The organism is Bradyrhizobium sp. G127 (genome assembly GCF_021502575.1).
GTDB lineage: Bacteria > Pseudomonadota > Alphaproteobacteria > Rhizobiales > Xanthobacteraceae > Afipia.
Map to the genome: position 1 here is coordinate 26393 of NZ_JAKFGN010000003.1, position 15749 is coordinate 42141.

28 protein-coding genes and 1 pseudogene are annotated in these 15749 nt (G+C 58.3%); 20 read left to right on the forward strand and 9 right to left on the reverse strand.

The features are described 5' to 3' along the window. The first annotated feature begins 9 nt into the window (after positions 1 to 9). The 10 genes from LVY71_RS19660 to LVY71_RS19705 are packed head-to-tail and all read left to right on the forward strand — an operon-like array spanning position 10 to position 4667. The gene (locus tag LVY71_RS19660; protein ID WP_235101592.1) at positions 10 to 324 is read left to right on the forward strand and encodes a HesB/IscA family protein; all 315 of its coding nucleotides are present in this window, start codon (positions 10 to 12) and stop codon (positions 322 to 324) included. 14 nt (positions 325 to 338) lie between these two features. After that, entirely contained in the window at positions 339 to 878 is a 540-nt protein-coding gene (locus LVY71_RS19665) for a hypothetical protein (RefSeq protein WP_502797607.1), read from the forward strand. After that, a complete protein-coding gene (locus LVY71_RS19670) occupies positions 868 to 1641 on the forward strand; it encodes a 4Fe4S-binding leucine-rich repeat protein (RefSeq protein WP_235101593.1) in 774 nt (257 codons plus the stop codon). Before LVY71_RS19665 ends, LVY71_RS19670 begins: the two co-directional genes overlap by 11 nt. Beyond that, positions 1638 to 1958 (forward strand): nitrogen fixation protein NifZ, encoded by a 321-nt coding sequence (locus LVY71_RS19675; RefSeq protein WP_235101594.1) that lies wholly within the window; start codon positions 1638 to 1640, stop codon positions 1956 to 1958. Before LVY71_RS19670 ends, LVY71_RS19675 begins: the two co-directional genes overlap by 4 nt. After that, complete coding sequence (locus LVY71_RS19680) at positions 1955 to 2194, forward strand: nitrogen fixation protein NifZ (protein ID WP_235101595.1); 240 nt, start codon at positions 1955 to 1957, stop codon at positions 2192 to 2194. The genes LVY71_RS19675 and LVY71_RS19680 overlap by 4 nt, the downstream gene beginning before the upstream one ends. Before the next feature lie 14 nt (positions 2195 to 2208). Further along, a complete protein-coding gene (locus LVY71_RS19685) occupies positions 2209 to 2568 on the forward strand; it encodes a DUF3024 domain-containing protein (RefSeq protein ID WP_235101596.1) in 360 nt (119 codons plus the stop codon). A 55-nt stretch (positions 2569 to 2623) separates the two neighbouring features. After that, on the forward strand, positions 2624 to 2881 hold the full coding sequence (locus tag LVY71_RS19690) for a DUF6129 family protein (protein ID WP_502797608.1): 258 nt from the start codon (positions 2624 to 2626) through the stop codon (positions 2879 to 2881). A gap of 21 nt (positions 2882 to 2902) precedes the next feature. Beyond that, entirely contained in the window at positions 2903 to 4093 is a 1191-nt protein-coding gene (locus LVY71_RS19695; RefSeq protein ID WP_235102179.1) for a DegT/DnrJ/EryC1/StrS family aminotransferase, read from the forward strand. Positions 4094 to 4116: 23 nt separating this feature from the next. Beyond that, a complete protein-coding gene (locus LVY71_RS19700; protein ID WP_235101598.1) occupies positions 4117 to 4425 on the forward strand; it encodes a 2Fe-2S iron-sulfur cluster-binding protein in 309 nt (102 codons plus the stop codon). A 17-nt stretch (positions 4426 to 4442) separates the two neighbouring features. After that, positions 4443 to 4667 (forward strand): hypothetical protein, encoded by a 225-nt coding sequence (locus LVY71_RS19705; RefSeq protein WP_235101599.1) that lies wholly within the window; start codon positions 4443 to 4445, stop codon positions 4665 to 4667. Positions 4668 to 4776: 109 nt separating this feature from the next. On the opposite strand, the gene LVY71_RS19710 is transcribed toward LVY71_RS19705, so the two are convergent. Then, a complete protein-coding gene (locus LVY71_RS19710; protein ID WP_235101600.1) occupies positions 4777 to 5061 on the reverse strand; it encodes an aldehyde dehydrogenase in 285 nt (94 codons plus the stop codon). 252 nt (positions 5062 to 5313) lie between these two features. On the opposite strand from LVY71_RS19710, the gene LVY71_RS19715 reads away from it, so the two are divergent. The 4 genes from LVY71_RS19715 to LVY71_RS19730 all read left to right on the forward strand — a co-directional run bounded on the left by LVY71_RS19715 (position 5314) and on the right by LVY71_RS19730 (position 6830). Beyond that, a complete protein-coding gene (locus tag LVY71_RS19715) occupies positions 5314 to 5760 on the forward strand; it encodes a Rieske (2Fe-2S) protein (RefSeq protein ID WP_235101601.1) in 447 nt (148 codons plus the stop codon). A gap of 55 nt (positions 5761 to 5815) precedes the next feature. Next, positions 5816 to 6124 carry a DUF6156 family protein gene (locus LVY71_RS19720; protein ID WP_502797609.1) on the forward strand — a complete coding sequence of 103 codons (309 nt, stop codon included), beginning with the start codon at positions 5816 to 5818 and terminating at the stop codon, positions 6122 to 6124. Positions 6125 to 6149: 25 nt separating this feature from the next. Continuing rightward, on the forward strand, positions 6150 to 6317 hold the full coding sequence (locus LVY71_RS19725) for a hypothetical protein (protein WP_235101603.1): 168 nt from the start codon (positions 6150 to 6152) through the stop codon (positions 6315 to 6317). 84 nt (positions 6318 to 6401) lie between these two features. Then, positions 6402 to 6830: a group II truncated hemoglobin gene (locus LVY71_RS19730; protein ID WP_235101604.1), complete on the forward strand. Its 429-nt coding sequence runs from the start codon at positions 6402 to 6404 to the stop codon at positions 6828 to 6830. Between the two features lie 45 nt (positions 6831 to 6875). Here the strand turns inward: LVY71_RS19730 and LVY71_RS19735 are convergent, their stop codons facing one another. The 6 genes from LVY71_RS19735 to LVY71_RS19760 form a co-directional block, all read right to left on the reverse strand. Continuing rightward, positions 6876 to 7115: a hypothetical protein gene (locus LVY71_RS19735; RefSeq protein WP_235101605.1), complete on the reverse strand. Its 240-nt coding sequence runs from the start codon at positions 7113 to 7115 to the stop codon at positions 6876 to 6878. A 29-nt stretch (positions 7116 to 7144) separates the two neighbouring features. Next, positions 7145 to 7390 (reverse strand): hypothetical protein, encoded by a 246-nt coding sequence (locus tag LVY71_RS19740; RefSeq protein ID WP_235101606.1) that lies wholly within the window; start codon positions 7388 to 7390, stop codon positions 7145 to 7147. A gap of 467 nt (positions 7391 to 7857) precedes the next feature. Further along, positions 7858 to 8628 (reverse strand): dienelactone hydrolase family protein, encoded by a 771-nt coding sequence (locus LVY71_RS19745; RefSeq protein ID WP_235101607.1) that lies wholly within the window; start codon positions 8626 to 8628, stop codon positions 7858 to 7860. Between the two features lie 209 nt (positions 8629 to 8837). Then, a complete protein-coding gene (locus LVY71_RS19750; protein WP_235101608.1) occupies positions 8838 to 9134 on the reverse strand; it encodes an iron-sulfur cluster assembly protein in 297 nt (98 codons plus the stop codon). Between the two features lie 121 nt (positions 9135 to 9255). Next, positions 9256 to 9759: a tetratricopeptide repeat protein gene (locus LVY71_RS19755; protein ID WP_235101609.1), complete on the reverse strand. Its 504-nt coding sequence runs from the start codon at positions 9757 to 9759 to the stop codon at positions 9256 to 9258. Continuing rightward, positions 9756 to 10604 carry a xanthine dehydrogenase gene (locus LVY71_RS19760; protein WP_235102180.1) on the reverse strand — a complete coding sequence of 283 codons (849 nt, stop codon included), beginning with the start codon at positions 10602 to 10604 and terminating at the stop codon, positions 9756 to 9758. The genes LVY71_RS19755 and LVY71_RS19760 overlap by 4 nt, the downstream gene beginning before the upstream one ends. Before the next feature lie 263 nt (positions 10605 to 10867). Here LVY71_RS19760 and LVY71_RS19765 point away from each other — a divergent pair, with 263 nt between their 5' ends. The 3 genes from LVY71_RS19765 to LVY71_RS19775 all read left to right on the forward strand — a co-directional run bounded on the left by LVY71_RS19765 (position 10868) and on the right by LVY71_RS19775 (position 11861). Then, complete coding sequence (locus tag LVY71_RS19765; RefSeq protein ID WP_235101610.1) at positions 10868 to 11101, forward strand: BolA/IbaG family iron-sulfur metabolism protein; 234 nt, start codon at positions 10868 to 10870, stop codon at positions 11099 to 11101. A gap of 71 nt (positions 11102 to 11172) precedes the next feature. Then, a complete protein-coding gene (grxD, locus tag LVY71_RS19770) occupies positions 11173 to 11508 on the forward strand; it encodes a Grx4 family monothiol glutaredoxin (RefSeq protein ID WP_235101611.1) in 336 nt (111 codons plus the stop codon). After that, positions 11505 to 11861 carry a (2Fe-2S) ferredoxin domain-containing protein gene (locus LVY71_RS19775; RefSeq protein WP_235101612.1) on the forward strand — a complete coding sequence of 119 codons (357 nt, stop codon included), beginning with the start codon at positions 11505 to 11507 and terminating at the stop codon, positions 11859 to 11861. The genes grxD and LVY71_RS19775 overlap by 4 nt, the downstream gene beginning before the upstream one ends. Before the next feature lie 138 nt (positions 11862 to 11999). Here LVY71_RS19775 and LVY71_RS19780 read toward each other — a convergent pair. Both LVY71_RS19780 and LVY71_RS19785 read right to left on the reverse strand, forming a co-directional pair. Then, positions 12000 to 12383 (reverse strand): annotated as a pseudogene (locus LVY71_RS19780) (ArsC/Spx/MgsR family protein); the annotation flags it as partial. 11 nt (positions 12384 to 12394) lie between these two features. Beyond that, positions 12395 to 12829: a response regulator gene (locus LVY71_RS19785; protein WP_235101614.1), complete on the reverse strand. Its 435-nt coding sequence runs from the start codon at positions 12827 to 12829 to the stop codon at positions 12395 to 12397. A gap of 436 nt (positions 12830 to 13265) precedes the next feature. Here LVY71_RS19785 and nifH point away from each other — a divergent pair, with 436 nt between their 5' ends. The 3 genes from nifH (at position 13266) to irr (ending at position 15506) form a co-directional block, all read left to right on the forward strand. After that, positions 13266 to 14171 (forward strand): nitrogenase iron protein, encoded by a 906-nt coding sequence (gene nifH, locus LVY71_RS19790; protein ID WP_235101570.1) that lies wholly within the window; start codon positions 13266 to 13268, stop codon positions 14169 to 14171. A 133-nt stretch (positions 14172 to 14304) separates the two neighbouring features. Then, complete coding sequence (locus LVY71_RS19795) at positions 14305 to 14994, forward strand: nitrogen fixation protein NifQ (protein ID WP_235102181.1); 690 nt, start codon at positions 14305 to 14307, stop codon at positions 14992 to 14994. A 5-nt stretch (positions 14995 to 14999) separates the two neighbouring features. Next, positions 15000 to 15506 (forward strand): Fur family transcriptional regulator Irr, encoded by a 507-nt coding sequence (gene irr / locus LVY71_RS19800; RefSeq protein WP_349629914.1) that lies wholly within the window; start codon positions 15000 to 15002, stop codon positions 15504 to 15506. Positions 15507 to 15749: the final 243 nt, after the last annotated feature.

Sequence of the window (15749 nt, forward strand, 5' to 3'; positions counted from 1 at the left end):
GAGACGGCGATGAATTTTACCATCACTCCGGCGGCAGAGAGATTCATTCGCCTCATGATCCGCGCGGACGGCGATGCGTCCAGCGGCTTCCGGCTTGCGGTCACCCCCGGGGGTTGTTCCGGGCTAAGCGCTGATATCAGTGTCAAGCGTGAACCGGCGGCGGGGGAGGCCGTGGTCGAGCGAAACGGCGTGAAGCTGTTTCTACCCGCCGAGAGCCGTATCCTGCTCGAAGGGGTGACGATCGATTTCGCCGACACGGCGACGCAAACGGGCCTCGTCTTCCATGATCCGAAGCAGGTGTCCTGCTCGAGTCACGCTCACTAGAGGAGAGACGTCCGATGATGGAAGCTGCGGATCGAGGCGAGCCGCAATCCGTCATGGACGCGGCGGTGCTGGCAAATGCGCTTTTGGGCGGCGGCCTTCCGCCCGAAGCGGAATTCCATTTGTGGGAGGCCGGACTTTCATACCATCTGGATGATGTCGCGGAACATCATCTGCGGGAAGCGCAAGCGCTTGCGCCAGGACACGCGGCAGTCCTAATCGGCTTCTATCGGTTCTATTTCTACAAGGGGCGGCTGGCTGATGCCCTCGTGATCGCCAAGCTGTGCCTGGACAAGGCGGCGCGCGAGAACAAACTGGCTCCCGATTGGCAGGATGTCGCCGCCGGGGATACCGCGTTTAGCGACTATGAAAATATCTTGCCACGCTTCTATCTCTTCACCCTGAAAGGGTACGCCTACCTGCAGATGCGGCTCGGCGATCTCGATGAAGGCCGCGCCGCCGTCGCGAAGCTGCTGGAGCTGGACCCCAGCGACAAGATTGGTGCGCGCGTGTTGTTCGAGGTTCTTGAACGCGTGGGGCTGGACGATGAAGGATGACATCGACGAAGCACGCGATTGGCTAGGGCACGAGATCGATTGCAGTTCCTGCCCACATCTGGAGCTGAAGGCCGCCGAGCGGTGCCGTGTTCAACATGCCTGCGTCAACGACCGCTACGCCAGGCGCATCGATCGTTTCTTCAACTGGAATCCCGAGCTTGCGAATTCCTGCATCGGGCATTCGCATTTCGAGGTGCGCGCGATCGCAGCCAAGCACGCCAGCATTTTCCTCTTGCCGCCGTTGCTCGACGATCCGGAGGAAACGGTACGCTGGAACGCTGCGCGGCGTCTGCCCAAGCGGCTGGTGTTGCGGCTGCGAACGGATGTTCATCGCGAAGTGCGAATTCGAATCGCATCTGTTCTCGACGATGCTGAACTGATGCCGATGATTGCGGATTCGGATTATTACGTGCGGCTTGTGATTGCGCGACGCATCGCTCCGTCCCTGTTGGGGCGCATGATCGACGATTCGGAGCCCGAGGTTCGGCGCGTCGTGGCGCGCCGCATTCCCCGGGAATGGCTGCTTCGGATGGCCGGCGATCCGGACGCGGCCGTCAGACTGGAAATTGCGCAGCGGATGGCGCCAGAACAACTTTCGCGGTTTCGTTACGATCCGGACTGGCGGCTACGTTACGAAGTCGCGAGTCGGATCGGGGCTGGCGAGATTGCCGATCTGACCGAAGACAGCGATGGCTTCGTGCAGGATATGGCGCGCTCGCGCCTCACCGGCAGACTGGAGCGATCAGGGGAGATCCCGCGATGAGCAACATTGTCCGTGACAGCGATGTGGTTGAGATCTCCGCGCCGCCCTACTTCAGTTTTGGCGAAAAAGTGAGAGCCAAGCGCACCATCCGCAACGACGGCACTTACGCCGGCAAGGAGATCGGCGAGATTCTCGCGAAGAAGGGCGAGGAGGGCTACGTCGTCAGCATCGGCACGTTCCTGCAACAGTTCTACATCTATGGCGTCGAGTTTCTGGAGAGCGGCAATCGTGTCGGCATGAAGCGGAAGGAACTGGATGCGGTGGTTGCGCGGGACGAGATGGAGGACTTGCCGCTTCCGGAAGGAGCGCGGTTGTGATTGAGCCCCGGATTCCTCGCTATCAATGGGGGCAGCGCGTGAAGGCCCTGATCGATCTTCACAATGACGGAACGTTTCCGGATACGCCGCTCGAAGCCTTGCTGGTCAGCGTGGGTGATACCGGAGAGATCGTCCAGGTTGGAACGCATACCGAGGCGAACATGCCGATTTACCTTGTTGAGTTCGGCGAACGCCTGGTGGTCGGCTGTTTAGAAGAAGAGATTTTGCCGCTCTAAAGGAGGGCTGGTGCGTGAATTTGACAGCTCTGGACCACACCCTCATCGGCTTCTCGGCGCATCCGAACGATCTCGATCGAAAAAGGATCGAGCGTTCGCTGAAGCGGCGCAAGCGCTACCGATATGTCTCTCCCGATGTCACGGTCGTTACCAATGGCTATCGCATCGAGAGTCCGTGCTGCTCGCGGAATATCGATCCCGACGGTGGAGTCATCGATGTGGCTCTGCTGCTTCACGATTCCGGCCAGGCGATATGGCAATTGTTTCGCAAGGATCATGTGAAAGGAACATGGGAGCTTCATAGCACCTACGATGGATTGCTTCCCGTTCTGGATCGCCTGAATGCCGATCCGGAGCGAACGTTCTGGCAATGAACTTGCATGAGATAAGCGTGATGATTGTTCGTTCTCAAGCACAGAGTCATTGAGCATGGCGTTAGGTCCAGACGTCCTGATGGAGATTGAGGCGGTGCTGTCTTCGGATGCCGATGCGGGGGTCGTGGCGACGTTGCGTAGTCGGTTTCCACATCTGTCATGGACCAGATGCGATGCCTCTGATGTGACGGAACCTCCCTTCCGCAGCTTTTCGCGATTCGACATTCATCTTCTGGATAGCGCCGATCATTGCGTGCAGATCACCATGGATCCGGCGTGCGCGACCGGCATCGTGCTGGCGGACAGGAAGTAAATCATGGCCGGATCCATCCTCATGCAAGATGCAGATCAGATGGACGATGTTGCCGTGGCCGATGTGGATGAAAGCTTCATCTCCCTGTCCGATCCAGATATCACCTTGGCTGAGATCGACGCCGTCGATTCAATCATGCGTTCGCCCAGGCTTTCGAGCGGGTCAATGGTGGAGACTTTCGAAGCCGCCTTTGCCGCCTATGTCGGTCGTGCCTATGCGGTTGCTGTTCCGAGCGGCACGATTGGTCTTCTGATCGCTCTCAGGTCCTACGGGATCGGTCCAGGCCAGGAAGTCATCGCATCACCCTATTCGTTTCGGGAGACGACCCACGCCATCAGCATCGCAGGTGCGAAGCCGATTTTCGCGGACATTGATTATTGGGCCGGTACGCTGGTGCCGGCGAAAGTCGAGGCTCGCATCACCGCAAATACGCGTGCGATCGTCGCAGGAAATACCAACGGACATCCGGCGCAATGGTCGGAACTGCGTGCTGTGGCGCAGAGGCACGGTCTGTTGCTGCTTGAGGATTCTACCGAGGCGATCGGCTCGAGATACCAGGGCGCGCTGGTCGGTTCCTTCGGTGACGTTGCGGTGTTCGATTTTTCCCAGCCCTCGGCACTGACCTGCGGCGAGGGCGGCATGGTGGTGACAGATGACGTCGATGTTGCCGTGGCGTTGCGGCGTCATCGTTCCCATCGCCTGGAAGAGCGCGCGTCTGTTGTTGTCAGCGCGACCCCGCCTTATCAGGCGGGGATGAGCAACCTGGCCGCGGCGCTCGGTCTGGCCCAATTGCGCAGGTTGGACGAAATTCTCGAACGCCGCCGGCTGATCGAGCATCTTTACTACAAGTACGTCCAGTCATTCGAGGGAATCAAGGACCCTTACGTAGGGCCCGACGTCACCGAGATGAACTGGTTTCTGTATCTAGTCCATCTCGGTACGCGCTTCTCCCGATCGAGCCGCGATGCCATCGTGGATGATCTGCGGGTGGAACGGGTGGAGGCCGCGGCCTATTGCAATCCGCTTCATCTGCAACGGCATTATTTCGAACTCGGCTACCGTCGCGGCGAATATCTCGTCACCGAAAAGGTGGCGGATCGCACGGTTGCGTTACCGTTTCACACCCATCTCACCGAGGACCAGATTTCCTTCATCGTCGAGACGATGAAGGAGGCTTCGATCAATGTCGGAGCCGGGGCGGCGATTTACTGAGCAACAAGACGAGGAATGAACACATGTCGATACTTACCGTAATGCCATCGGGACAATCGTTCGAAGTCGCCCAGGGGACCACTTTGCTGGCTGCCCTTCTGGGCGCGGAAATGGCTATAGCTCACAAATGTGAGGGAAAAGCCAAATGCGGCTCCTGCCATATCTACGTGCACGAAGGACGGAAGGGTTTGTCCAAGATCGCTCGTGAGGAAAACGAACGGCTCGACACCATCGTCGGTATCGGCTCGAAATCGCGCCTCGCCTGCCAGGCAACCGTGCTAGGCACCGAGAATATCAAGATCGAATTGCTGAGCTTCGGCTCCGGCGTCTAACATTCGAGGAGAGGTCAATGGAAATCCAGAATGTGATCATCCATGTGCGCTTCGCGCCGAACGGAACGGTTGTCGAGATCAGTGAACGGCCCAAAGCGATGAGCCCTCAGGAGTGGTATTATTACCTGAGCGAGAAGGCTGCTGACGCTTATCAACCGCTTGCCGGCGGCCGAGGCGTGTTTCGGGTAACGCGAGGGGAGGCAGATTCCTTCAAGGCCGACAGTACGCCCACTGCAGCGTAAACAGTGCGCCCACTGCTGCGTAATGAAGTCTGGCTGCGTCAAATCCCGATGCCGCGCTTGGGCAGGCCATTCACTGCGGGCGCGTATTGATCCCGCAGCCTTATAGCCTTCAGCAAATGAATTGAGCCTGGAATAGGATCACTTTTTCTAGTGTATCGAGCCCTTGCTGCACCGGCCATTTGTTCCGGAAGAAGAATGTATTGACGTCTCGCGTCACCTCTTTCCCCCGGATGTACCAGCGCTCCGCACCGTTCGGTGATACTACCGCCGGCCCGTCGCTGCGATGCACGACATTGTCCTCTAGCCAGAGTTGCGTGTCGGTATAGAGATAGCAGCCCGCCTTGCGCGACATGTCGTCCTGATTGCGGTTCTCCACCACGATCATTGCGGTCATCGGCTTTCCTTCGCGCTTCTGTCGCTTGCCCTGCGTTTACTCTGCAAGAATCATGCATGTGAAAGCAGCGAGTGCCCGGCCCGGCATACTTCATGCACTATCCGGTCATAGGGCTTTATGGGCTTGCCGATGAGGCGAGTCTGACAGCAGTGTCGTGTTCACGACAAAGGCAAAATTTGCAGTCGGTCATCGAGAACGATTGATCCTGCCGCGCGCCGGTCGTGCCTCGGATTTTGCAGGCGAGGTTGAAAGATGTCGTCGGACAAAATGGACGTTTTTGTCATCTGCGCGGCTGATAGCCTTGAGCAAAGCAACGCCAAGGCTTTCAGCCTGTCGCGCATCAACGAGAGCGGCGAAGGCCGGCCGTTTCCAATTGTCGTCATCCGGACCCATGCGAACGACTACTTCGGCTATGTCAACTCCTGCCCGCACGAACATATCTGGCTCAATTTCGGGGAAGGAGGTTTCTTCACGCCGGATCGGTCTTTCCTCAGATGCGGCCGGCATGGCTCGATTTTCGAGATTGATACCGGGCTATGCATCGATGGGCCGTGCAAGGGCCAGAGCCTGGAGCCGATCGCACTTGCTGTTGTCGACGGAGATGTCTGCATTTGCGGCATCGAACTCGAGGAAAGCGGATATCAGGATCCGTTCGACGACGGCGACGACACCATGGAAATCATGATTCATCCGGAATGATGAGGGCAGCGATCCAATCGCGATCCGTGACGACATCATAAGAGCGAGGATGAGAATGGCGGCCGAGGAGGATCTGGAATGCCGATTCTTTGTGTCGTATAGCGGCGTGAAGCTGCCGTTCAACCTTGTGAACGCCATCGCTGCAGAAGCACTGTCGAACCGGAACACCTTCATCCGCGCCTATTTCGATAAAGCGGGAGTGCTGAGCGGCTTTGATAAGATGGTTTACGGTGAAGTCGAGCTCTTGCACCGTTACGAGTATCACGGCAACGGCCATTTGAGTCGCGCGGAGATCGTTATGCTGGATGAAGAGCCTGCCACACTGAGCTTCGACGAAGCCGGAGTGCTGATTTCAGGCGCATGAACGTCGCAATAGGACATAACGAGCCATGACAGTCGCTCAATTGCTCGAGGCGTTATCGAGAATGCCGAAAGAGGCCGTGGTCCTGATTGAAGCTGGCGGTGGATTGTCGCGAATCGATGCGCTCGATTTCGTGGAGGATCAGGGACCGGGAGCTCCCGCCGAAGTTATCTTGCTGCCGAGCATGGATGAATAGTCTCGCGTCAATTCGTCCAGATGCGGCGGCGGTCCATGTCGTCATTTCGTACAGGCGCCGATGCGAACAAGCTGGAGAAGAGTGATGTCTGAGGTTGATGTAAAACTGTCGATGTTCGACCGGATCGGTGGCGCGGTTTCTGTCGATCGGCTGGTCGAGGCATTCTACAGGAGAATGGATGCTTTGCCGGAAGCAAGGGTGATCCGGGCGATGCATGGGAGGGATCTCGCGCCGGTCAAAAGTGTCCTCAAGCGCTATCTGAGCGAGTGGACGGGTGGGCCACAACTCTATTCTCCGGAGAAGGGTCATCCGCGTTTGCGGCAGCGGCATATCGGATTTCCGATTGGCGATGCGGAACGTGACGCATGGTTGCTCTGCATGCGCGGCGCGCTGGAAGAGTCCGTCGCAGATGCCGATGCGCGGCAGGAAATCGATATCGCGCTGACCAAGCTGGCCGACTGGATGCGCAATCAGGCCGGTAATCCTCATGATGCCGGAGCACGCCGATCCTGATGCCGCTGTATGAAAAGTCGACGGGCGAATCGTGATCGCCGTTGGTTATAGCGGCGTGCCGAAAAAATCCTCTTCGTTGCCGCCCCATGCTTTGTGCAGCGCCAGAGCATTCCGCCATCTGACAGCTTCGATGTCATCGGCATTGCGATGGGTAATCTTGCCTTCGGGATTATCGGCAAGCAGGTAGGTCTTTCCGTTCCGGATGAAGCGATTGAGATCTTTGATGTCTGTCGGGCGCACGACGCATCGCGGCGCTTCGTTGACAAGAATGGTGGTCGGAAGCATCGCGCTCTCCTTTCCGCTTTGTTCCCATCCTAGAATCCGTCTTCCCGCCGTCCCCATGGATGCGAACCGGAGACGAGCGGCGCCTTGATGCCAGTCTTCTCGATATCGGCCGCGCTCCTGTAGAACGTAGCCTCATGGACCAGCGTGCCGTTTTTGGTGGTGACTGCGACGTAGCGTGCCGCCGGGTCTGCTTCGCAAAGATAGCCGCCGCCAGGGTCGAGCGTGCTGCGCGCGTTGCCGTCCCAGTCAACAAAGAAACCTTCTGCGATAGACATGGAATGTTCCGTACAATGCCCTTGATCAGGAGTAAAACTTACTCATCGCCCGGCGCTTGGGTTTCCGCGTCGCCCGCGATCAGTTTCTGGAATCCGTTTTCGACAATAGCGCGGCATGCCAGAAGACTCTCGTAATCCGACTTGTTGACTTCCATGCAGGCGACGTGAGTTGCCCCGGCCGGAGTGTCGCGGCATCAACCGCCTCGAACAGAACCTTTTCGAGCTGATAGATTCGTTCGCCGGCCCGCTCAAGATACGGCAGAGGATTGGAGCTGACGTTCGCCTCGTGCAAGGCATTCAATCCCAGAAGCGATGCGGAGCGCCGCGCAATTCTGCGGCCCTCCATGCCAAAGTTGTATCTGACCACGCCCATGTTTTTCCTTGCAACGCAGTACGGGGCTATCCTCTTCTAGGTAGTGACGTCCGCTTTGGCAGAAGCACGACGCTTGCGCCGCATCACCGCCGCATCAATCCATTTGTGGTCCAAGATCATCCGCCGCTTCTTTCTTCTTTTTCTTCTTGTCGACTTTCGCCTGAGCGTAGGCTCCGGAATTCTTCAGCGCAATCGGCGGCTGGCCCTCGACGTACTGAAAAATCCAGGCCTGGGTCCGCTCAAGCGCCGCTTGCGCCGCATCCGCCTGATAGCTGCCGCATGCGTCGCAGTTGAATCCGCTCGCCGCGCCGGGGTAAGAGAACACGCTGACATCCGGTCGATGGGCGCGAAACTGACTCATCTCTTCCAGCGGAATGATGGGATCATTCTCGCCAAAATGAAGCAAAGTCGGAATCTTGCGCTTCTCGCCGTAGTTGCTGACAATTCCTCCACCGTAGTAACCAATGGCGCAGGCCAGCCCGTTGACGCGATTGCCCGCGGCATAGGCGAGATAACCGCCCCAGCCGTATCCGACTAAAGCGACTTTGCCCGCGCTCTTGGCAGCATCGATCGTCGTCTGAATCTCGCCGAGCACGTTCGCGTTATCGACCTGCCGAATGAGGTTTGCGCCTTCCGACAAACTGGCTTCGTCGTAGCCAAGCTCGACGCCCGGCTTCACCGAATCCAGAAGTGAGGGCGCAATCGCAAGATAGCCTTGCGCCGCAAAGGCGTTGGTAACGGCCCGGATATGTGGATTGACGCCGAGCCCTTCCTGAAGAACGACGATTGCGCCCTTGGGTGCGTCAGGAGGATCGGCGCGATATGCCGAGAACTTGTGTCCATCGCCGGCTGTCAGCTCTATCATCGCGCCCTCAGTTCCTGACGTGGGCAAAAATTGCTCCGCCCTGTGTCAAGGAAACGTATGCAGATAAGGTGCCACTCTCGAATCAGGTGACAGTCCAGGATAAGAATCCGATTCGTATGCTACAGAATTGGAGACAGCCTTCGATGAGCGGAAGGGCCGTGAGCAAGACATTGTTTTGAAGTAGACAAGGTTTGGAAATCGGCCGGTGGCTATATCAGGCCAAGCTCGAGTTGAACGTCTTCCGACATCCTTGACTTGTCCCATGGCGGATCGAAGATAAGATTGACTTTCACGCTGTCGATGCCTTCGACGTCGTTCACTGCCTTCTTGACCCAGCTCATTATTTCGCCCGCGACGGGGCATCCGGGCGCGGTGAGCGTCATGTCGATTTCGACAAATCCCTGTCCGTTCGCCTCGATCCGATATATCAGCCCGAGATCATAGATATTCACCGGTATCTCGGGATCCTGCACCGTACGCAGCGCGGCAATAATGGCGTCGTGCATCGTGCTATCCCCATGTCAGATTTCCGACGCCGAATTCGACAAAACATGGCGCGGAGCCGACAACTGATTGATCTGCTCTAACAGACTTTCTGCAAGTCCGATGCCATGAGCCGCGTGGCGTTCAACCAATGCCATCGGCAATCGCCGCCACAACCGGCCATCCCACCGCGCCCGTGGGATCCAGTTCCCGCAACACCACGATCATTTGGCGAGCTTGATCCGTATTGTTTTGCCTGAGATGGATGAAAGCGAGCGCCTTCAGGGTGTAGAGAGCGAAGCGGCCGGGGCCATCGGATAATAAGGTTTGAGGTTGCCATGCCCGCCAATCCGTCGGCCATCCCGCTTGGGTCGTCGCTTCCCTCAGGCCGCTCTCGGCGACGACTTGTGCCTCGTCGAGATTGCCTTGATAGGTGTGAATTTTATAGAGGCAAAAGTAGATCGGAAGCTCTTTCGGCGCGATCGCAAGCGCTTGCCGGAACAGCCTGTCGGCTTGCGACCAATCTTGACGATAGGCCGCTACACCCTGCTGGAGCAGGATGTTGATGTCATCGGGCAGGTCTCCAAAGTTGATCGGATCGCGTTCGGAGAGAAGGTCGGTTACGCGTTGTGGGGCGGGCGAGTTCATTTGACGAGATGAAGCGAATGCCCGGCCTTTTCGATGCCACCCGGCTTGTAAAGTGAAACCGCTTCCATTACGGCGCTCGCAATAACCTGCCCCCGGCTATCGGTGCCAGCCCAGTTCGCCCGCCGCCCGCGGGAATCGATTTCGAGAAGTTTCACGCCCGCCGGTACCTCGGTCCCGTCACGAATGATGCCTCGCAATATTCCGTCAAACGGTGCGCGGATCGGCGTATTTCCCAGATGACCGACAACGAAATCCTTGAAGACGCGGGTGCCGATCTCGATAGCTGTATTCCACCTCCCGGCGGATTCCGAACGAACGAAACGTTCGCCCCAGTGACTGCCCAGACGGCGTGATATGCCGTCCGGTTGATCCGCGTAACCCTGCCGGACGATTTGCCCCGCCTTGCCAGGTCGTGTTTCGATGGCGATGTCGCAATTGACCTCCCCGGCAAAGCCCGGACCGAGTCCGATCGCCAAACTGCCAAGCCGACGCAAATCGGGTGTCGCGAGATACTTCTGCATTCTCGCATCTACCAGAATATCGATGGTCTGAATGACGATCAGATCCAGCAATCCAAGCTCGGTGATGATGATGCCGGGCGCTTGCGCGAGTCTTGAGCGGATTTGCAGGCCGGAGTCGGCACGCTCTGCAGGGATGCCTTCGACCGTGACGGCATCGTCAAAGAGGGCGTCATGGAAAGCCATCTTCCGCCTGATCACCGGCGGCAACGGATCATGAGACAGCACGACCCTGAATCCGGCCTGGTGAAGCCGTACAGCAACGGCGGAAGCGATTTCATTCGTACCCAGGATGACGGCGAATCGGAAAGGACGGTCGGCCCGCATATTCTGCGCTTCTCCTGTCTGAGGCTTGAGCCCAGCAAAGCAAGAGCCGGGCCGGACTGAACACACGAGAAAGGCCAAGGATATCAAGCCGTGTCTGAAATCTCCCGCCAGCCAAGTCATTTCTGAAACAGGACGTGTCCGGCATGTCGGAAACCCGACATTGGTTGATGCGGTTTGGGTCGCTGGACGCGAGGCCTGTGGGGTTTTTGCAAATTGGTTTGGACCTTGCATGAAGGCAGACACGGCATCAGGGAGCGAACGCGATGGCAATGGTCGGATCTGAAATCGAACGCCTTATCATGCAGGCTTTTCCCGACGCGCAGGTCATCATCGTGGACCTCAAAGGAGACGGCGACCACTTTGGTGCTCGTGTGACCTCCGGAGCATTTGTCGGCAAGAGCCGGGTGCAGCAGCACAAGATGGTTTACGACGCTCTTCAGGGGCAGATGGGCGGAGCCCTTCACGCGCTCGCGCTCGAAACCTCGGTACCCAAGTGATCCTTGAGCGAATGGACCGCCTTTTGCATCACCGCATGCAAAGCTCATTTTGATCTTCAGAAGGACAGCGAATGTCGAATTCAACGGCCGAGCGCATCAAGGATATTATTGCCAGCAGTGATGTGGTGCTTTTCATGAAAGGTGTGCCGGCGGCACCGCAATGCGGCTTTTCCGCATCCGTGGTTCAGATTCTGTCCGTGCTCAACGTGCCGTTCAAGGGCGTCGACGTCCTGTCCGACCCGTTTATCCGTGAAGGCATCAAGACGTTCTCGAGCTGGCCGACAATCCCGCAGCTTTATGTCAAGGGTGAGTTTCTTGGAGGTGCGGATATCGTCCGGGAAATGTTTCAGGCCGGAGAGCTAAAGGGACTTTTGAGCGACAGGGGCATCGAGGCGGTTGCGACATGAGTAACGCTTCAGTGGAAGCAGAGTTCGATCTGCCGCAAGTTTACAAGAACCACGTATTCGCCTGCCATACCCAGCGGCCGTCGGGTCATCCGCGCGGCAGCTGCGGCGCTGCGGGGGCGCAGCCGCTGTGGGATCGCCTGAGCAAAAGGCTCGAAGCGGAGAGGCTCACCAATATCGGTTTTACCGCGTCTGGCTGTCTCGGCTTTTGCAGCGTCGGTCCGCTGATGGTGGTGTATCCGGATGGCGTCTGGTATCGCCCGACCGCACCTGAAGATATCGACGAAATCGTCGAATCCCATTTCAAGGGCGGCAAGCGGGTCGATCGCCTTGTCATGGTGCTAACGCGGCGTTGAGCGACTCCGCTTCGCAGGGATTTGTAAACGGGCTAACCCTTGGAGCGTGAGGCTGGTTCCGGCGACTGGGAGATCTTCTTCCGCTGAAATTCGATGTCGTTGGATTACGAATCTATGGGTCGTGCAGAACGGACCGACCGGGCGGCTGCAACCCTCGGCCTCCTGATCCACTGGATTGCCGAGAAGCGACATGACGGGTTCGCGGTCGAAGCCCGCGCATCTCTGTCCCTCCATCTCCACCAGCGGCCGCCGGATCAGTAGTGGATCATCGAGCATGAGTGCGAGCGCCGCTGCGGCATCGAGCGTTGCAGGAATAACATCGCCGGATTTCACGCGAGGCGCCGCGGGATTGAACCAGGTTGCTACCGGTGTGGCGCCGAAAAACCTGCGCAAGCCGTCGGCGGTCCACGGTTCTGCAAGCAGGTTCTTCGCAATGACGGTATGACCCGCAATTTCGAGCATCCGCTTCTGACGACCGTTCGTCTGGCAGCCCGGCTTCTGATAGAACACGATCATCGCCAAGAGAGTGTGCCCTATTTGAGAACGCTGAGTTGGACCAGCGGTGACGCGCCGCCCCGGCCCAGGATCGTATCGACCTTCTTGCGGACGGCTTCGAGAGTAAGCGGTTTGACCATGGCGCCGTGCGCGCCCGCCTTCAAGCCATCCACGGCGACCGGCTCGTCGGATTTCTCGCAGACGATGAGGATGCGAACGCCCGGAAACTTCGATGCCAGTTCTCCGATCAGCGCGTTGCCTCTCTGTTTGAGAAACGAAATGCCAAGCAGCACGACATGCGGCTTCAGCCAGTCGATTCCCTTCTTATAGGCCTCTTCGGGGGTCTCCAACTCATGGGTCTCGATTTCATCATGCAGCATGAACTGTAATGCGGCGCGGGTGATTTCATCATCGTCGATCACGAACACACGGCGCTGGTCGACAGCTTTCGATGTTTCGACGCCGATCTGCATTTCAGCCTCCTCGCGTTTGCCGGCCACGGTTCATTGTGCAGCCTCCGAGACGGCTAGCAATTTCCATTCCGTATGCCGGGATGTGCACCTGCGCCCAAAGCAGCGCGGCCTGCGCGAATGCGGCTCCCTGAGCACGGAGACTGGCTCAATCGTTGTCTGATTTCGAACAGGCATCGGACAGCCCGGCCGCTGCTGTCAGATTTGAAACATATTGCAGGTCTGGAAAAGCAGAGCGTTTCAGAAGCCGAATCATACGCTTAGTGGAGTGGCACGGGGGTTGCTAATAGCTTAGCGGAACAAGGAGTGAGGGCTGAGTGCACGCAGACGCTTTGACGAGTGATGCGCTCCTTCCCGTAACCCATGTGCCCGGTTCTGTAACAGAAACAGTCTCGCGCAGACACGCGGACTCATTGGCAATCGGTTCATGGAGAGCAAGATGGCGGCATTACGACAAATCGCATTTTACGGCAAAGGAGGGATCGGCAAGTCGACCACCTCGCAGAACACGCTGGCGGCGCTGGCGGAGATGGGTCACCGCATCCTGATCGTCGGCTGCGACCCGAAGGCGGATTCGACCCGGCTGATCCTGCATGCCAAGGCGCAGGACACCATTCTCAGCCTGGCGGCTGCCGCCGGCAGCGTCGAGGACCTTGAGATCGAAGAGGTCATGAAGGTCGGCTACCGCGACATCAAGTGCGTCGAGTCCGGCGGTCCGGAACCCGGCGTCGGCTGCGCCGGCCGCGGCGTCATCACCTCGATCAACTTCCTCGAGGAGAACGGCGCCTATGAGGACATCGACTACGTTTCCTACGACGTGCTGGGCGACGTGGTGTGCGGCGGCTTCGCGATGCCGATCCGCGAGAACAAGGCGCAGGAGATCTACATCGTGATGTCCGGCGAGATGATGGCGATGTATGCCGCCAACAACATCTCGAAGGGCATTCTGAAGTACGCCAATTCGGGCGGTGTTCGCCTCGGCGGGCTGGTGTGCAACGAACGCCAGACCGACAAGGAACTGGAACTGGCCGAGGCGATGGCCAAGAAGCTCGGCACGCACCTGATCTACTTCGTGCCGCGCGACAACATCGTGCAGCATGCCGAGCTGCGGCGCATGACGGTGCTGGAATATGCGCCGGACTCGGTTCAGGCCCAGCATTACCGCACGCTGGCCACGCGGATCCATGCCAACCAGGGCAAGGGCATCATCCCGACCCCGATCACCATGGACGAGCTCGAGGACATGCTGATGGAGCACGGCATCATGAAGCCGGTGGACGAATCCGTGGTCGGAAAAACCGCCGCAGAACTCGCCGCAGACAAACTCGCCGCTATGTCGGCGTGATCCGAACTTGCCACCGACGCCGGCCCTCAAGGGCCGGCGTCAGGGGGCAGGCGAAAAGTGTTTGGAGCGCATCGTGATCAGTCCGACACCGCGCGAACATTCAATCGACCCGCTATCGGCCTCGGTCTTTCCGATGGTGCAGCCGGAAAATATTTTTTGCAATGCAGCCGCAGCCTATCGCATGCTCACCGGAAGCGATCCGGCCGACGCAATCATTGAAGACGACGAAAGTTTCGACCGGCATGTCCTCGCTTCGATTCTCTCGGTCGCCGCGATGGAAGGTGGTTCTGTTGCCGAGCGTGCGGGTCTCGCTGTCGGCGATCTTGGAGCATTGATCGCACAGTGGTTTCCCTTGACCCATGAGGCTGTGGCATCATGGGTCGCGCAAGCTGGTCAAATCGATGATGACGAGGTCATCATGGTGCGCGACCTTCTGCTGGCTCAGCGTTCAAGCGAGGGCGACGCGGGACGTTGGCTTGCCGCGATGATTGCCCGGCGGGCGATAGAACCGAACCATCTTTGGGAAGATCTCGGTTTGCGCGACCGTTCCGAATTGTCGCGGCTGCTTGCGCGCCACTTCGGGTCGCTCGCCGCCCGCAACACCAGGAACATGCGATGGAAGCGTTTCTTCTATCGCATGCTGTGCGAGGACGACGGCTTGGTCATGTGCAGAACGCCGGTCTGCACCAATTGCAACGACTTCGATCTTTGTTTCGGTGACGAAAGCGGTGAGAGCCGGATGGCGGAACGCCGCCGGGACGTTTCCTTGCAGGTGCCAGCGTCGGACCTCTCTGGAGCTGCGCAGTTCTCGCGTGCGGAGTGATGGATATGACGATGACAATGCCTCTTGTTGATGCTCCTTCCCGGCCCGGTGGGGCCGGGGCCGAGATAGCATCCGATCTCATCTTTGAGGCATGTGAGTCCTGCTCCGAGCATGACTGCAAGAATGTGCTGCGCCAAGCCGGTCTGAGGCCGACGCGTCAGCGCCTGATGCTGGGCGAGATTCTGTTTGCTCAAGGCGGACGTCATATCACCGCTGAAATGCTTCACGCCGAGGCGACCGAAGCCAATATGCATATCTCGCTGGCGACCGTTTACAACACGCTGAATCAGTTCACGTGCGCCGGCTTGCTGCGCCGGGTCGGCGTGGACGGCTCCAAATCGTTTTTCGACACCAACCCGACCGCTCATCACCATTTCTTCGTTGATGGTGAGGATCGCCTGCTCGACATTCCGGGACCGGACACTGTGATCGAAAATTTGCCGGAGCCCTTGCCCGGTCACGAAATCTCGCGGGTCGATATTGTCGTCCACCTGCGCCGCAAGCAGAGTTGATTTGCGTGCTTCCGTATCTGGCTTGCTCGCCTCTCGTCACGGCCAATAATCCGATCCAGTCAGAATCGCCGCACCGGCTTGCAATCGGCTTTGGGAATCCACTGGCAGGGGCGTCGTCTTTGCGACGCTGTCGTGATTCCGACAATTGGTAATGTTTGAGGATTCTCCCGTTTTATCATCGATTTAGTACGGTCAAGTGGATGGCACGCGGGTTGCTCTGCATGAGATGTCGAAGCGGGTATC

Excerpts from the sequence above, each read along its gene's own strand:
- LVY71_RS19765 (WP_235101610.1), top strand. The coding sequence starts at position 10,868 with ATGGCAATGGTCGGATCTGAAATCGAACGCCTTATCATGCAGGCTTTT.
- LVY71_RS19775 (WP_235101612.1), top strand. The coding sequence starts at position 11,505 with ATGAGTAACGCTTCAGTGGAAGCAGAGTTCGATCTGCCGCAAGTTTAC.
- LVY71_RS19670 (WP_235101593.1), top strand. The coding sequence starts at position 868 with ATGAAGGATGACATCGACGAAGCACGCGATTGGCTAGGGCACGAGATC.
- LVY71_RS19795 (WP_235102181.1), top strand. The coding sequence starts at position 14,305 with ATGGTGCAGCCGGAAAATATTTTTTGCAATGCAGCCGCAGCCTATCGC.
- LVY71_RS19665 (WP_502797607.1), top strand. The coding sequence starts at position 339 with ATGATGGAAGCTGCGGATCGAGGCGAGCCGCAATCCGTCATGGACGCG.
- LVY71_RS19785 (WP_235101614.1), bottom strand. The coding sequence starts at position 12,829 with ATGCAGATCGGCGTCGAAACATCGAAAGCTGTCGACCAGCGCCGTGTG.
- LVY71_RS19740 (WP_235101606.1), bottom strand. The coding sequence starts at position 7,390 with ATGTCTATCGCAGAAGGTTTCTTTGTTGACTGGGACGGCAACGCGCGC.
- LVY71_RS19690 (WP_502797608.1), top strand. The coding sequence starts at position 2,624 with ATGGCGTTAGGTCCAGACGTCCTGATGGAGATTGAGGCGGTGCTGTCT.
- LVY71_RS19700 (WP_235101598.1), top strand. The coding sequence starts at position 4,117 with ATGTCGATACTTACCGTAATGCCATCGGGACAATCGTTCGAAGTCGCC.
- LVY71_RS19675 (WP_235101594.1), top strand. The coding sequence starts at position 1,638 with ATGAGCAACATTGTCCGTGACAGCGATGTGGTTGAGATCTCCGCGCCG.
- LVY71_RS19730 (WP_235101604.1), top strand. The coding sequence starts at position 6,402 with ATGTCTGAGGTTGATGTAAAACTGTCGATGTTCGACCGGATCGGTGGC.
- LVY71_RS19660 (WP_235101592.1), top strand. The coding sequence starts at position 10 with ATGAATTTTACCATCACTCCGGCGGCAGAGAGATTCATTCGCCTCATG.
- irr (WP_349629914.1), top strand. The coding sequence starts at position 15,000 with ATGACGATGACAATGCCTCTTGTTGATGCTCCTTCCCGGCCCGGTGGG.
- LVY71_RS19760 (WP_235102180.1), bottom strand. The coding sequence starts at position 10,604 with ATGCGGGCCGACCGTCCTTTCCGATTCGCCGTCATCCTGGGTACGAAT.
- LVY71_RS19725 (WP_235101603.1), top strand. The coding sequence starts at position 6,150 with ATGACAGTCGCTCAATTGCTCGAGGCGTTATCGAGAATGCCGAAAGAG.
- nifH (WP_235101570.1), top strand. The coding sequence starts at position 13,266 with ATGGCGGCATTACGACAAATCGCATTTTACGGCAAAGGAGGGATCGGC.
- LVY71_RS19755 (WP_235101609.1), bottom strand. The coding sequence starts at position 9,759 with ATGAACTCGCCCGCCCCACAACGCGTAACCGACCTTCTCTCCGAACGC.
- LVY71_RS19710 (WP_235101600.1), bottom strand. The coding sequence starts at position 5,061 with ATGACCGCAATGATCGTGGTGGAGAACCGCAATCAGGACGACATGTCG.
- LVY71_RS19695 (WP_235102179.1), top strand. The coding sequence starts at position 2,903 with ATGCAAGATGCAGATCAGATGGACGATGTTGCCGTGGCCGATGTGGAT.
- LVY71_RS19745 (WP_235101607.1), bottom strand. The coding sequence starts at position 8,628 with ATGATAGAGCTGACAGCCGGCGATGGACACAAGTTCTCGGCATATCGC.
- LVY71_RS19715 (WP_235101601.1), top strand. The coding sequence starts at position 5,314 with ATGTCGTCGGACAAAATGGACGTTTTTGTCATCTGCGCGGCTGATAGC.
- LVY71_RS19720 (WP_502797609.1), top strand. The coding sequence starts at position 5,816 with ATGGCGGCCGAGGAGGATCTGGAATGCCGATTCTTTGTGTCGTATAGC.
- LVY71_RS19750 (WP_235101608.1), bottom strand. The coding sequence starts at position 9,134 with ATGCACGACGCCATTATTGCCGCGCTGCGTACGGTGCAGGATCCCGAG.
- LVY71_RS19735 (WP_235101605.1), bottom strand. The coding sequence starts at position 7,115 with ATGCTTCCGACCACCATTCTTGTCAACGAAGCGCCGCGATGCGTCGTG.
- LVY71_RS19705 (WP_235101599.1), top strand. The coding sequence starts at position 4,443 with ATGGAAATCCAGAATGTGATCATCCATGTGCGCTTCGCGCCGAACGGA.
- grxD (WP_235101611.1), top strand. The coding sequence starts at position 11,173 with ATGTCGAATTCAACGGCCGAGCGCATCAAGGATATTATTGCCAGCAGT.